Below are 12,218 nucleotides of genomic sequence, written 5' to 3'. Positions count from 1 at the left end.
GAGACGCGGGGGGACCTGGCAGGCCCCGGGGAGGCCCGGGGAGGCTTAGGTAGACCCGGGGAGAGGAGTAGGGCCGCCGTCGCCGGGCACTGTGCCGAACATGCGTGATGAAACGGACTATACGGTCACAGTGACCACGTGCGAGGACGGCCCGCTCCTGCTGAGAGGGCCGTTCACGCTGCTCACTCAGGACGGCCGGCCGGTGGACCCGGGCAGGGCGACGGTGGCGCTGTGCCGGTGCGGGCTGTCGTCGGTCAAGCCGTTCTGTGACGGGTCGCACAAGACGGCCGGGTTCCGGGCCGGAGGCGAACCCGATCCGCAGAGCTGACCGTGCCCGCCGGAGCCGCGCCGGTCCGGGGGAGTCCGGTATCGGGTGAGCGGAGATCATCCCGGTCCGTTCCCTGGTCCGTTCCCCGGTTCGGAGCCGCGCCGGAGTCGGTGCCGGGCCGCCGATGCCTCTTGATCCACCGGACCGAGTGCGCGGCCACCCGCAGCCTCCGCCCCGCGTAGGGGACGCCGCGGCGGGTGAGGCGGGCGGCCAGCGCCAGCCAGCTGCAGACCGCCCGCTCCAGGATCCACACCGGGGCGAACAGCGAGGCGCTGAAGGGGAACACCCGCCGCCCCCCGGCGCGCCGCCGTCCCGCCTCGGCCAGGCCCACCGCCAGTCCCGCGCCCGCCAGGACCGCCCGGTGGCGGCGGCGCAGCAGCGCGGCGGCCAGACCGGGCAGGACGGCGAGGAAGAACGCCATCCGGGCGGGCTGCGCCAGGTCGTCGTAGGCCTGCCGTACCCGCTGGGACCAGAACCGCCCCGCCTCGGGAGGCAGGCGGCGGACGTGGAGGCCGAGGGGGCGCGCCTCGCGGCCGCCGCAGGCGCGGACCGTGCGGATGAGCTCCAGGTTCTCGAAGAGCACGTTCCCGTCGTAGCCGCCCATCCGCACGAAGGTGGAGCGGCGCACCCCGAACGTGCCGGGGTAGTCGGCGCCCAGACCTCGGTTGAGCAGCGTGCGGGCGGTGTCCCAGCGGGCGTGCCAGGGCAGCGGGTCGAAGTGGTTCTGCGGGCGGACCAGGTCGGTCTCCTCCAGCAGCGCGCGGACCCGGGCCAGCCCCGCCGCGTCGTAGCGGACGTCGTCGTCGGCGATGACCACGTGCTCCGCCGTGGCCCGCCGCAGCCCTGTGACGACCCCGGAGACCTTGCCGTTGGCGAAGCCGAGGTCGCCGTCGGGCCGCAGGTGCACGGCGAGCCCGTGCCAGCGCCGGGCGTGCCGGCCGAACAGCTCGCCGGGGGAGCCGTCGACCACCATGATCCGCGCGTGCCGGGCCAGCCCGCGCAGGTAGGCGGTCAGCTCGTCCAGGCCCGAGTCCTCCTCCCAGCGCAGGGGGAGCACGTAGTCGAGCCCCGTATCCGGTCCCGTGCCTGCGCCCGGTCCCGTGCCCGTGTCCATATCCGGTCCCGGTCCCGGTCCCGTACCTGCGCTCGTGCCCGTGTCCGGTCCCGGTCCCGTACCTGCGCTCGTGCCCGTGTCCGTGCCCGGTCCCGTGCCTGCGCTCGTGCCCGTGTCCGTGCCGGGGCCGCCGGCTCCGCGGCCGGTCACCGGGCTCCCACGGCCAGGCCGACCTCGCGCAGCGAGGTGGACCCGCGCTGCCAGCGCTCCATGACGTGCTCGGCGAAGAGCCGGTCGAGGGTGAGCGCGCAGGCCGCGCCGTACAGGACGTCACCGGTCAGGGCGGGGTGGTCGGCGGCGAAACCGCCGCACATGTCGTTCAGGGCGATCTGCTCGTGGACGGCGTCGGCCTGCACGTGCTCGTCGTAGAAGCGGCGGGCCGCGGAGTCTCCGCCCAGCCGCCGCAGGCCCCGGCTGTACCTGAGGTTGGGTGTCGAGGAGGTCATCTCGAACGCCGCCAGGTGACCCAGCAGCGCCCCCCGGTGCCTGCGGTGGAGACCGAACAGCGACATGGCGTTGCCGATCGCCAGCGTGATCGCCGGGACCCGGTCGACGTGGGCGCCGTAGGAGTCGTCCAGGCCCAGCCCGCGCATGGTGGCCCGGAACAGCTCGGCGTGCATCCGCTCCAGGCGCCCGCAGCCGTACTCGTCCGACTGGATCTCCACCAGGGCCGCCTTGGCCCGGCCGTGCAGCCGGGGGATCGCCCAGGTGTGCGGGTCGGCCTCCTTGAGGTGGTAGACCGACCGGTGCACGACGAACTCCCTGAACTGCTCCAGATCGGCCCGGTGCTGCAGGAACGCCGCCAGCGACGGCCCGGCGCCGTCGGCGGCGGCCACCAGCTCGGTCATGGCCCGGCGCAGCTGCGCGGGCGGTACGGCGGGCGGGCGGGGGACCGCCCCGGCCAGTCCCTCCTCGAACCGCCGCTCCAGCGCCGCCCGCAGGCCCAGCAGCGAGGTGTTCCACTCCCAGCGGTCGTCCACCCCGTCGAAGCCCCGGTAGTGCAGCTCGTAGCAGGCGAAGAGGGCCAGCTGGAGGTCGTCGTCCTCCAGCGCCGGGTGCGCGGGGCGGGGCAGCGGGAGGTCGAAGGCGTGCGGCGGGTCCGCCAGCGCGTCGAAGAGCCGGGCGGTGATCGGACCTCGGGGCAGGGGCAGCTGCATCGCGGACTCCAGATGGAGGGGGAAGGTGATCGGTTTCCGAACGGTCGAGGGTCGTCAGAGGCGGGCCACGGCGGGTCAGAGGTGGTAGACCGACACGTGGGCCGGGCTGTCGTCGGCGAACGCCGCGCCGGACCAGTCGGACCAGCGGTGCTCGCGCTCCATCCCGGCCATGCGGGCCATCAGGTCGAGCTCGGCGGGCCAGGCGTAGCGGTGGTTGGCGGGCAGGAGCCGCACCTCTCCGGAGGCCAGACTGATCCTGGTGGTGCGCATCGTCTGGTCGGCCGGGAACAGCCGCGCGGCCTCCACCATGATCCGGTCCTCGGCGAGCGAGAGCAGCCGGACCGCCGAGCGGTCGCGGAACGCCCCCAGGTCCGGCACCCACGCCTCGACCACGAACCGGCCGCCGGGCCGCAGGTGCGCGGCGGCGTTGCGGAAGCAGGAGACCTGGGCGTCCTGCGAGGGGAGGGCGAAGACCGTGTTGAAGGCCAGCACGACCAGGCTGAACGCGCCGTCGGCCCGTGCGGTCGAGAAGTCGCCCACGGTCACCGGGATGCGATCGCCTCCGGGCTTGGCCCGCAGCACCTCGAGCATCTCGGCGGAGGCCTCGACGCCGGCGACGGGCACGCCCCGCGCGGCCAGCGGCAGCGCCAGCCGGCCGGTGCCGATGCCGAACTCCAGCACGCGCCCGCCCTCGGCGAGCTCGTGGAGGCGGTCCACCGCGAGCTCCGTGGGCAGGTCCGCGGTGACGTCGTCGTAGACGTCGGCGATCCTGCGTCCGTAGGCGGACGCGTCGAAGCCGGACACCGTGCACCCCCGATTCCGTGATCCAGGAAGTTCCCCGCGCCCTTCAGCCGGACAGCCGGGCAGTCGGACTCAGCCGCTCTCGCCGGACTCAGCTCTCGGCCGGACTCAGCCGGGCAGTCGGACTCCGCAGGGCAGTCGGACTCAGTCGCTCTCGCCGGACTCAGCCGACCTCGGCCGGCCTACGTGCGGTCTGCGGGCGGCCCCTCCGGAGCCGCTCACGCGCCGAGGTCGCGGGCGACGCCGTCCAGCCGGCCCGCCAGCCGGTCGAGCTCCTGATCGCTCCGCCCGACTCCGGCGAGCTCGGGCTCCAGGTCGCGCCGGCTGGCGATCACGAGCCCCTCGGCCCGCTCCTCCGGCAGGACGGCGCACCTGCCCTCGACCAGGACCAGCGTCGCGCCGGGATCGGGGGAGTCCAGCAGCTCGCGGACGTCGTCTCGGCTGACCAATGCCATCTGTGACCACCTCGATGCTTTCTGTAGTGGAATGTCCACTACCCGAGACGTCCCGCCGTACACCCGGGTGCCTGATCCGTCCGGTGCCGGGCCCGTCCGGCCCTGCCGCGGCGGGGGCGGACGGGCCTAGCGTGGGGACCGTGAGCGACGAGAAGCGCGGCGGCCGGGTGGTCGTCCTGGTGCTGCCGGAGGTGAACCTGCTCGACCTGGGCGGGCCGGTCCAGGTGTTCGACGCGGCGGCCCACCTGGGTGCGCCGTACCGGGTGGAGTACGTCGCGCAGACGCCGGAGGTGGAGTCGGCGCAGGGGCTGAGGTTCGCCGGGTTGGGACCGCTGGCCGAGGTCGGGCCGCAGGACCTGGTGCTGGTGCCGGGGCACCGCCTGCGGGAGCCGGGGCCGGGACGTCCGCTGGTCCCGCCGGAGGCGGTGGACTGGCTGCGGGCGGCCCACCGTGCGGGGGCCCGGCTCGCCTCGGTCTGCAGCGGGGCGGCGGCGCTCGGCGAGGCCGGGCTCCTGGACGGCCGCCGGTGCACCACCCACTGGTCGCTGATCGAGGCGATGCGCGAGCGCTACCCGGCCGCCCGGGTGCAGGACGCGGTGCTCTACGTCCACGACGGGCCGGTGAGCACCAGCGCGGGCATCTCCACCGGGCTCGACCTGGCGCTGTCGCTGGTCGAGCGCGACCACGGACCGGCGCTCGCGGCGGCCGTCGCCCGCCAGCTCGTGGTCTACCTGCGCAGGTCCGGAACGGACCCCCAGGTCAGCGCCTTCCTGCAGTACCGGGCGCACCTGCACCCGGCGGTCCACCGGGTCCAGGACCACCTGGCGCAGCACCTCGACGGCCCGCACACCCTCGCCGAGCTCGCCGCGGTGGCGAACCTGTCGCCGCGCGGGCTGAGCCGGGCCTTCACCGCCACGGTCGGGATCACCCCTCTGGAGTACCGGCAGCGGCTCCGGCTGGAGCTCGCCGCGCGGCTGCTCGCCGAGACCGGCCTGACCGTCGAGGCGGTGTCCGCCCGCTGCGGCTTCCGGGACGTGCGCCACTTCCGCCGGCTCTTCACCGCCCGGTACGGCATGCCGCCCTCGGCCTCCCGGAGATCCGGCCCGTCGGGCGCCCTCCCCGCCACCCGCTGACCTCCTCCGCCTCCGACCCCGGCCCCGACCTCGCCTCCGCCTCCGACCTCGCCTCCGCCTCCGCCTCCGACCCCGGCCCCGCCACCCGCCTCGGCTCAGACGCTCTGCCCTGCCTCCGGCGTCCGCCGGACCCGGCCCCACCGGCCGCCGTTCCCGTTCCCCGCCTTCCGCCGCTCAGGAGATCCCCCATGCCCCCGTCGCCCCTCCCGTCGCGTCCCCGTACCGCGCTCCGCGCCCTGGCCCGCGGGGCGCCCCGGGTGCTGCTCGGCACCGGGCTGGCCGCCGCGCTCCTGGCCGGGGTGTGCGCGGCCGGGGTGGCGGTCACGATGCGCGAGAGCTTCCCGTCCGTCCCGGGGTCCGTCCCCGCGGCGGGATGGCCCCCGGCGGCGCCGGTCCCGGCGGGGCGCACGGTCGTCGCCGTGGTGCTCGGCGAGACCGGTTCGGTGGTCGGGGACGCGCTGGCGCCGTACGAGGTGTTCGCCCGTTCGGAGCGCTTCTCGGTGTACACCGTCGCGGCCCGCAGGGAGCCGGTGGCGCTCTCCGGCGGGCTGCGCACGCTGCCCGACCGCACCTTCGCCGAGGTGGACGCCCGCGCCGTCCCCGAGCCGGACGTGGTCGTGGTGCCCGCGGTGGCCGAGCCGCGCGGGGAGCGGGAGGCGCCGCTGCGCGAGTGGGTCGCCCGGCAGGCCGCGCGGGGCGCCCGGATCCTGGGCGTGTGCGCCGGATCGGACCTGCTGGCCGCGGCCGGCGTGCTCGACGGGCGCCGCGCGACCTCGTTCTGGCAGCGGATCGACGCCCTCCGGGACTCCGACCCCCAGGTGCGCTGGGTCCGGGGGCTGCGCTACGTCCAGGACGGTCCCGTCACCACCACCGCCGGGGTGACCTCGGGCATCGTGGGCGCGCTCCGGCTGGTCGAGCAGCTGGCCGGGACCGCGGAGGCCGAGCGGGTCGGCCGGGAGGCGGCCTACCCCGGCTGGTCGGCGGGCGGCCCGCTGGAGATCCCGGTCAACGGCCTGGCCCCGGCGGACCTGCCGTACGGGCTCAACGCGGCCTTCCCGTGGGGGCGCCCGTCCGTCGGCGTCGGGCTGGCCGAGGGGGTCGGCGAGATCGACGTGGCCGCGGCCTTCGAGGTCTACTCCGGCACCTCCTTCGCCGCCAGGACGATCCCGGTCGCCGCCGGGCCGGTGGTCAGGACCCGGCACGGCGTGCTCCTGCTCGCCGAGCCCGCGGGACCGGGGGCCGCCCCGGTGGACCGGCTGGTCGTGCCGGGCGCCCGGCACGCGGACGAGGCCGGTCCGGTGCTGACCGCCTGGGCGGCCGGACGCGGACTGGAGGTGGAGCTGCCGCACCGGGACAGGGCCGCCGGGGAGTCCGGGTTCGACGGTGTGCTGCGGGACCTGGCGGCCCGCGCCGACCTGGCCACGGCCCGCGCGACGGCCAAGTTCACCGAGTATCCGGTGGGCCATCTGGAACTGGCCGGACCCGCCTGGCCGTGGCGTCCGACCGCGTTGGGCGCCCTGGCCCTCGCCGCGGCCGTGGGGGGTGGGCTGCTTGCCGGGAAAAGAAGGATGAATACCCTGATCGTCGTGGGTAGCAGAATGTTCAAACCCAGACGATGAAGGAGAAAAACGTGGCTCTCCCCACCCTCACCCCCGAACAGCGCCAGGCCGCCCTCGCCAAGGCCGCCGAAACCCGGGCGGCCCGCGCCAAGCTGCTGGCCGACGTCAAGTCCGGGGCGGTCACCTTCAAGCAGCTGCTCGACCGGGACGACGAGATCGCCAAGCGCATCAAGGTGTCCCAGGCGCTGCGCGCCCTGCCCGGGGTGGGCACCGTGAAGGCGGCCCAGCTGATGGTGCAGGCCGACGTGGACGAGGCCCGCCGCCTGGGCGGGCTCGGCGCCCAGCAGCGCCGCAAGCTCATCGAGGCCACCTCGCGCTGACCCGCCGGCCGGCGTCGTCCGCCCGCCCGACCACCGTCCGATCGCCGTGCGGTCGCTCCGGGCGGGCGGAGGACAGCGCCGGCCCGGGCGCGGAACCCTCCGGTGCGCCGGGGGGCATACCTCCGGCCGCCGGGGGTAACGGCGCCTCCATGAGCGACGTGAGCGACGACCGTCCCGATTCCGCGCACCGCAGGCCCGAAGGGCTGGACGACGCCACCGTCGAGGCGCTGGGCAAGCTGTCCGAGGCGCTGGAGACGACCGAGCGGGCACGCGGGCACCTCTACACCTTCCACCAGCTCACCGGCCACGCCGACCTGATGCTCGACGAGGCGGTGGAGCTGCTGCGCGCCGCCGGGCACGACCGGCAGGCCGACGAGGTCTCCGCCGAGATCGTCGGGCGCAACGTGATCGAGGGGCGCTGGACCTTCCAGATCGTCGAGGACTACGACGACGGCTACCACCGCTGCTTCCGCGAGCTGGAGGAGCGGATCAGGAACGAGCTGGCGGGGGGCCGCCGCCACCTCTACGAGGCGGAGATGAAGGAGCGCCGCCGCACGCGCGGCCGTCCGGGGCACGAGGCCGTGCCCGAATGAGGCGCCCGGCGGGCCGGAGGGCATGATGTCCCCCTTCCGGGGGAGGGGGCCGGTATGAACGACGAACACGATCCCGCCGAGAACCCCTCCACGGAGCCCCCGCCGCCGGACGCGGACGGCGGTCCGCCGCCGGAGGGAGAAGACGCGCCTCCCACCGCACCGGACGCGGCGGTGGGCGAGAGCCGGACCGTCGCGGCCCGCTCGGGAGCCGACACCGACTTCCCCGCCCGGCCGATCCCGGCGGACCCGGTCGAACCCTCCCCGCCCGGAGAGGACACTGAGGATGAGTCCCGGGCCCCCGAGCCGGAGGACATGGGGCCGTCCTCCTGAGCGCACGGGCCGGACGGGCCTGATCCCGTCCGGCCGTCCGCGCGTCCGCCGCCTCCCGTACCCCGGCGGCCCCACGGCCATCCGCCGGGGGCCGCCGTCCGCGCGTCCGCCGCCGGTCAGACGAAGGCCCCGGTCCCGGTGATCGCACGGCCCACGATCAGGCTGTTGATCTCCCGCGTCCCCTCGTAGGAGTAGATCGCCTCCGAGTCCGCCACGAACCGGCCCATGCCGTAGTCGAGGACGATCCCGTTGCCGCCCATGATCTCCCGGCCCCAGCCCACCGCCTCGCGCATCCGGGCCGTGCAGAAGGCCTTGGCCATCGCCGAGTGCTCGTCCTTGTAGACGCCCGCGTCCTGGAGCTGCGCCAGCCGTACCACCATGCCGAGCGAGCAGGTGACGTTGCCGAGCATGCGCACCAGCAGGTCCTGCACGAGCTGGAAGCCGGCGATCGGCCGGCCGAACTGCTCGCGCTCCTTGGCGTAGGCCAGCGCCGTCTCGTAGGCGCCCGTCATGCAGCCCACCGCCTGCCAGGCGACGCCGCCCCGGGTCTGGCGGAGGATGGCGGCGGTGTCGCGGAAACCGTTCGCGCCCTGCAGCCGGTTCGTCTCCGGGACCAGGCAGTTGGTCAGGGCGATGTCGGCGTTCTGCACCGTCCGCAGTGCGATCTTGTTCTCGATCCGGGTGGCGGCGAAGCCGGGGGTGCCCTTCTCGACCACGAAGCCCTTGACCTGGCCGTCGGCCTCGTCCTTGGCCCACACCACCACCAGGTCGGCGAAGGTCGCGTTGCCGATCCACCGCTTGGCGCCGTTGAGCACCCAGGTGTCGCCCTCGCGCCGGGCGGTCGTGCGCAGCCCCGCGGCCACGTCGGAGCCGCCGTCGGGCTCGGTCAGGGCGAAGGCGCCGATCTTCTCCATCGCGGCCATCGGCGGCAGCCACCGCTCCCGCTGCTCCTCCGAGCCCAGCCGGTCGATGCTCCCCATCGCCAGCCCGTTGTGCACGCCGAAGAACGTCCCCATCGAGGGGTCCACCCGGTTCATCTCCAGCACCACGAATCCGGTCAGCAGGCTCCGGGCCCCCCGGTACGGCAGGCCCGCGACGTCCAGCTTGGCGAACCCGGGGATCAGGTGGTGCGGGAACCGGGCGTCGGTCCAGGCCTCGTCGGCGATCGGCGCGACCTGCTCGACCATGAAGTCCCGGACCCGCTGCACGACCTCCTTCTCGTCCTCGTCGAGCAGGTCGCGGTAGTCGTAGAAGTCACCGGTCGTCATGGTGTCGCTCTCCCCTCTGCGGCATGTGCCCGCTCCACTGCCCGCGGGGGAGCGCGTCAACCCGGGCGGCGGGGCCGGGGACGGCGGGAGACGCCGGAAAGCGCCGGGAGACGCCGGGAGACGCGGAGAAGCGCCGGGAGACGCCGGGAGACGCCGGGAGACACGGAGAGACGCGGAGAGGGCCCGGGTCGCCCCGGGCCCTCCCACGGTTCGTCGGAACCGGTCACCGCTCAGGGGGACCGGTCGTCGGCCCCTTTCACGGGAGTCCGGTCCCGCAGTGGTCCGGTCCGGACCCCGGCCCCCTCGCCGGGAACCGGGACCGGAGCCGGTCCGCCGCCTACCGGCGGTACCAGCTCTTGACCTTGACCCAGTCGGGGCGGCTGGAGCTGTCGTCCAGCCTGCGGTCGCCGTCGAAGACGGCGCGGAACTCACCGCTGCGGACCGCCCGGGCCTTGGCGCTGAACCTGCCGTCCCAGCGGGTGTCGGCGGAGGTCACGTACTTCCAGGCGCTGGAGCCGTTGGCGCGGAAGTAGATCTCCACCTCCTCGTGGCGCACGCCGCGCCACTTCCAGCCGTCGCGGGCCTCCAGACGGCCCGAGAAGTAGACCGAGCGGCCCTTGCGGACCGGCTCGGGACCGGCGTTGAAGCCGGCCAGGCGGGTGTCGGCCTTCCGCCAGCGCTCGACGTACTTGACGGTGAAGCCGGCCGTGTCGGTCAGCTTCTTGCCGTCCTTGCCGTAGGCGTCGGCGACCGCGACCCAGCGGCCGCGGTGGTCGGACCTGTCGAAGGTGGTGACGAAGCGCCACAGCTCACCCTCGCGGACGAGCTGGGGCTCCTTGGCCTTGAGGGTGTGCGGGGCATCGGTGTCCGGCTTGAGCCGGAGCTCGACCTTCTCCGCGTCGGTGGTGCGGACCTCGATGGTGACCTTCACGTCCCGGTCACCCCGGACCACGACGGGGTTCGGGCTGACCTCGCTGATGTTCACGCTGAGGTCGGCCGCCGCGGCGGAGGCCGTACCGGCTCCGACGGTCATGAGCACGGAGGCGCCCACGGCCGTCGCCAGGGCACCAGCAGTGATCTTCCTGAACAAGATGTGTTCCTTTCCCCGTTGCCTCGGAGGCGACGCTCGGGTGATCGCCTCCACCCCCGTTAACACACGTGCTCCGGGAGGGAAGGGGCGTGGAGTCCGGAGGAAACAGATCATCAGATCTCGTTCCGGTCACGATTCGGCCGCCAGATCGCAGGTCGATCGCCTTTTCTGATGAGAGCCCATCTTTCTCTAAAAAATCCGGAAACTGTCTGATTTGCCGGGAATACGGCTCGCCGGGCCCCCGGAAATCGATTCGGCCGATGCCCGGGAGGCGGATAGCGTTCCCCCATGAGCGCCACCATCGTCGTCAAGGACCTCGCCGCCGGGCACGGGGACCGCGCCCTCTTCTCCGGCCTCGACCTGGTCGTCGCCCCCGGCGACGTCGTCGGCCTGGTCGGGGCGAACGGCGCCGGAAAGTCCACCCTGATGCGCATCCTGGCGGGCCTGCTCCCGCCCGAGGAGGGCTCGGTGCGGCTCAGCCCGCCCACGGCGACGGTCGGCTACCTGCCCCAGGAGCGCGAGCGCCGGGAGGGCGAGACGGTCGCGGCCTTCCTGGCCAGGCGGACCGGGGTGGCCGACGCCCAGCGCGCGCTCGACACCGCCACCGAGGGCCTGGTCGAGAGCCGCCCCGGGGCCGACGACGAGTACGCCGCGGCCCTGGAGCGGTGGCTGGCCCTGGGCGGCGCGGATCTGGAGGAGCGGGCCGAGGCGGTCGTCGCCGAGCTCGGCCTGGCGGTGGAGCTCGACCGGCCGATGACGGCCCTGTCCGGCGGCCAGGCCGCCCGGGCGGGCATGGCCTCCCTGCTGCTCAGCCGCTACGACGTCTTCCTGCTCGACGAGCCCACCAACGACCTCGACCTGGACGGCCTGGAGCGGCTGGAGCGCTTCGTCACCGGGCTGCGGGCCGGGACCGTCCTGGTCAGCCACGACCGCGAGTTCCTGGCCAGGACCGCCAACCGGATCGTCGAGCTCGACCTCGCCCAGCGGCTGGTGCGCGCCTACGGCGGCGGCTACGAGGCCTACCTCGCCGAGCGCGAGGTCGCCCGGCGGCACGCCCGCGAGCAGTACGAGGAGTACGCCGGGACCGTCTCCGAGCTCAAGGCCCGCGCCCTGACCCAGCGCAACTGGATGGAGAAGGGCGTCAAGAACGCGCGGCGGAAGATGAGCGACAACGACAAGATCGGCCGCAACGCCCGCGTCGAGACGACCGAGAAGCAGGCCGCCAAGGCCCGCCAGACCGAGCGGCTGATCGAGCGGCTGGAGGTGGTCGAGGAGCCCCGCAAGGAGTGGGAGCTGCGGATGGAGATCGCGGTGGCGCCCCGGGCGGGAGCGGTCGTCGCGACCCTGCGCGGAGCCGTCGCGCGGCGCGGCGCGTTCACCCTCGGCCCGGTGGACCTCCAGATCGGCTGGGCCGAACGGGTGGCGATCACCGGTGTCAACGGCTCGGGCAAGTCCACACTGCTCGCCGCGCTGCTCGGCCGCCTCCCCCTGGAGGAGGGCCACTCCTCCCTCGGCCCCGGCGTGGTCGTCGGCGAGGTGGACCAGGCGCGCGGGCTCTTCCTCGGGGACGAGCCGCTGCTGGACGCCTTCGGCGCCGCCGCCGGGGACGCCTCGGGGAACATGGCGCCGGCCGAGGCGCGGACCCTGCTCGCCAAGTACGGCCTGCGCGCCGACCACGTGCTCCGCCCGGCCGCCACGCTGTCGCCGGGGGAGCGGACCCGGGCCGCGCTCGCGCTGCTCCAGGCCCGGGGGGTGAACCTGCTCGTCCTCGACGAGCCGACCAACCACCTGGACCTGCCCGCCATCGAGCAGCTGGAGTCGGCGCTGGCCTCCTACCCCGGCACGCTCCTGCTGGTCACCCACGACCGCCGGATGCTCGACGCCGTGCACACCACCCGCCACCTCCACGTCGACGCCGGGAAGGTCGCCGAGCGGTGACCACGCGCGGCGAACGCCGGGTTGACCTCTACCTGGGTCGAGGTTGCAGGCTGTCCGCAGGAACGCCCTGAC

13 protein-coding genes are annotated in these 12,218 nt (G+C 74.6%); 7 read left to right on the top strand and 6 right to left on the bottom strand.

The features are described 5' to 3' along the window. Positions 1-100 precede the first annotated feature (100 nt). Positions 101-328: a CDGSH iron-sulfur domain-containing protein gene (locus tag IEZ06_RS15680; RefSeq protein WP_189237426.1), complete on the top strand. Its 228-nt coding sequence runs from the start codon at positions 101-103 to the stop codon at positions 326-328. Here IEZ06_RS15680 and IEZ06_RS15675 read toward each other — a convergent pair. From IEZ06_RS15675 to IEZ06_RS15660, 4 genes are all read right to left on the bottom strand, one after another. Continuing rightward, positions 255-1,442, bottom strand: a complete 1,188-nt coding sequence (locus IEZ06_RS15675) for a glycosyltransferase family 2 protein (RefSeq protein ID WP_203871960.1) — start codon at positions 1,440-1,442, stop codon at positions 255-257. The two genes, IEZ06_RS15680 and IEZ06_RS15675, sit on opposite strands and share 74 nt — an antisense overlap. Positions 1,443-1,588: 146 nt before the next feature. Further along, the gene (locus tag IEZ06_RS15670) at positions 1,589-2,599 is read right to left on the bottom strand and encodes an iron-containing redox enzyme family protein (RefSeq protein WP_189237425.1); all 1,011 of its coding nucleotides are present in this window, start codon (positions 2,597-2,599) and stop codon (positions 1,589-1,591) included. Between the two features lie 75 nt (positions 2,600-2,674). Beyond that, positions 2,675-3,403, bottom strand: a complete 729-nt coding sequence (locus IEZ06_RS15665; protein ID WP_189237424.1) for a class I SAM-dependent DNA methyltransferase — start codon at positions 3,401-3,403, stop codon at positions 2,675-2,677. A 215-nt stretch (positions 3,404-3,618) separates the two neighbouring features. Continuing rightward, positions 3,619-3,855 (bottom strand): hypothetical protein, encoded by a 237-nt coding sequence (locus tag IEZ06_RS15660; protein WP_189237423.1) that lies wholly within the window; start codon positions 3,853-3,855, stop codon positions 3,619-3,621. A 140-nt stretch (positions 3,856-3,995) separates the two neighbouring features. Here IEZ06_RS15660 and IEZ06_RS15655 point away from each other — a divergent pair, with 140 nt between their 5' ends. The 5 genes from IEZ06_RS15655 (at position 3,996) to IEZ06_RS15635 (ending at position 7,850) form a co-directional block, all read left to right on the top strand. After that, positions 3,996-4,988, top strand: coding sequence for a GlxA family transcriptional regulator (locus IEZ06_RS15655; RefSeq protein WP_229798195.1), 993 nt, complete (start codon positions 3,996-3,998; stop codon positions 4,986-4,988). A gap of 188 nt (positions 4,989-5,176) precedes the next feature. Beyond that, the gene (locus tag IEZ06_RS15650; RefSeq protein ID WP_189237421.1) at positions 5,177-6,607 is read left to right on the top strand and encodes a DJ-1/PfpI family protein; all 1,431 of its coding nucleotides are present in this window, start codon (positions 5,177-5,179) and stop codon (positions 6,605-6,607) included. An 11-nt stretch (positions 6,608-6,618) separates the two neighbouring features. After that, the gene (gene mihF, locus IEZ06_RS15645) at positions 6,619-6,927 is read left to right on the top strand and encodes an integration host factor, actinobacterial type (RefSeq protein ID WP_189237420.1); all 309 of its coding nucleotides are present in this window, start codon (positions 6,619-6,621) and stop codon (positions 6,925-6,927) included. Between the two features lie 149 nt (positions 6,928-7,076). Then, a complete protein-coding gene (locus tag IEZ06_RS15640) occupies positions 7,077-7,520 on the top strand; it encodes a hypothetical protein (protein ID WP_189237419.1) in 444 nt (147 codons plus the stop codon). A gap of 54 nt (positions 7,521-7,574) precedes the next feature. Then, positions 7,575-7,850, top strand: a complete 276-nt coding sequence (locus IEZ06_RS15635) for a hypothetical protein (RefSeq protein ID WP_189237418.1) — start codon at positions 7,575-7,577, stop codon at positions 7,848-7,850. 116 nt (positions 7,851-7,966) lie between these two features. Here IEZ06_RS15635 and IEZ06_RS15630 read toward each other — a convergent pair whose 3' ends face one another. Together IEZ06_RS15630 and IEZ06_RS15625 are read right to left on the bottom strand one after the other, a co-directional pair. Further along, positions 7,967-9,118: an acyl-CoA dehydrogenase family protein gene (locus IEZ06_RS15630; protein ID WP_189237417.1), complete on the bottom strand. Its 1,152-nt coding sequence runs from the start codon at positions 9,116-9,118 to the stop codon at positions 7,967-7,969. 337 nt (positions 9,119-9,455) lie between these two features. After that, a complete protein-coding gene (locus IEZ06_RS15625) occupies positions 9,456-10,208 on the bottom strand; it encodes a hypothetical protein (RefSeq protein WP_189237416.1) in 753 nt (250 codons plus the stop codon). A gap of 288 nt (positions 10,209-10,496) precedes the next feature. On the opposite strand from IEZ06_RS15625, the gene IEZ06_RS15620 reads away from it, so the two are divergent. Continuing rightward, entirely contained in the window at positions 10,497-12,146 is a 1,650-nt protein-coding gene (locus IEZ06_RS15620; protein ID WP_189237415.1) for an ABC-F family ATP-binding cassette domain-containing protein, read from the top strand. Positions 12,147-12,218 lie beyond the last annotated feature (72 nt).

The sequence above is a fragment of the Planomonospora antibiotica genome (assembly GCF_014647955.1).
Classification (GTDB): Bacteria; Actinomycetota; Actinomycetes; order Streptosporangiales; family Streptosporangiaceae; genus Planomonospora; species Planomonospora parontospora.
This window is presented reverse-complemented; position numbering and strand designations above follow the sequence as displayed.

Coding starts and splice junctions, on each gene's coding strand:
- IEZ06_RS15640 (WP_189237419.1), top strand. CDS start 7,077: ATGAGCGACGTGAGCGACGACCGTCCCGATTCCGCGCACCGCAGGCCC.
- IEZ06_RS15660 (WP_189237423.1), bottom strand. CDS start 3,855: ATGGCATTGGTCAGCCGAGACGACGTCCGCGAGCTGCTGGACTCCCCC.
- IEZ06_RS15680 (WP_189237426.1), top strand. CDS start 101: ATGCGTGATGAAACGGACTATACGGTCACAGTGACCACGTGCGAGGAC.
- IEZ06_RS15675 (WP_203871960.1), bottom strand. CDS start 1,442: ATGGACACGGGCACGGGACCGGGCGCAGGCACGGGACCGGATACGGGG.
- IEZ06_RS15650 (WP_189237421.1), top strand. CDS start 5,177: ATGCCCCCGTCGCCCCTCCCGTCGCGTCCCCGTACCGCGCTCCGCGCC.
- IEZ06_RS15620 (WP_189237415.1), top strand. CDS start 10,497: ATGAGCGCCACCATCGTCGTCAAGGACCTCGCCGCCGGGCACGGGGAC.
- IEZ06_RS15630 (WP_189237417.1), bottom strand. CDS start 9,118: ATGACGACCGGTGACTTCTACGACTACCGCGACCTGCTCGACGAGGAC.
- IEZ06_RS15670 (WP_189237425.1), bottom strand. CDS start 2,599: ATGCAGCTGCCCCTGCCCCGAGGTCCGATCACCGCCCGGCTCTTCGAC.
- IEZ06_RS15635 (WP_189237418.1), top strand. CDS start 7,575: ATGAACGACGAACACGATCCCGCCGAGAACCCCTCCACGGAGCCCCCG.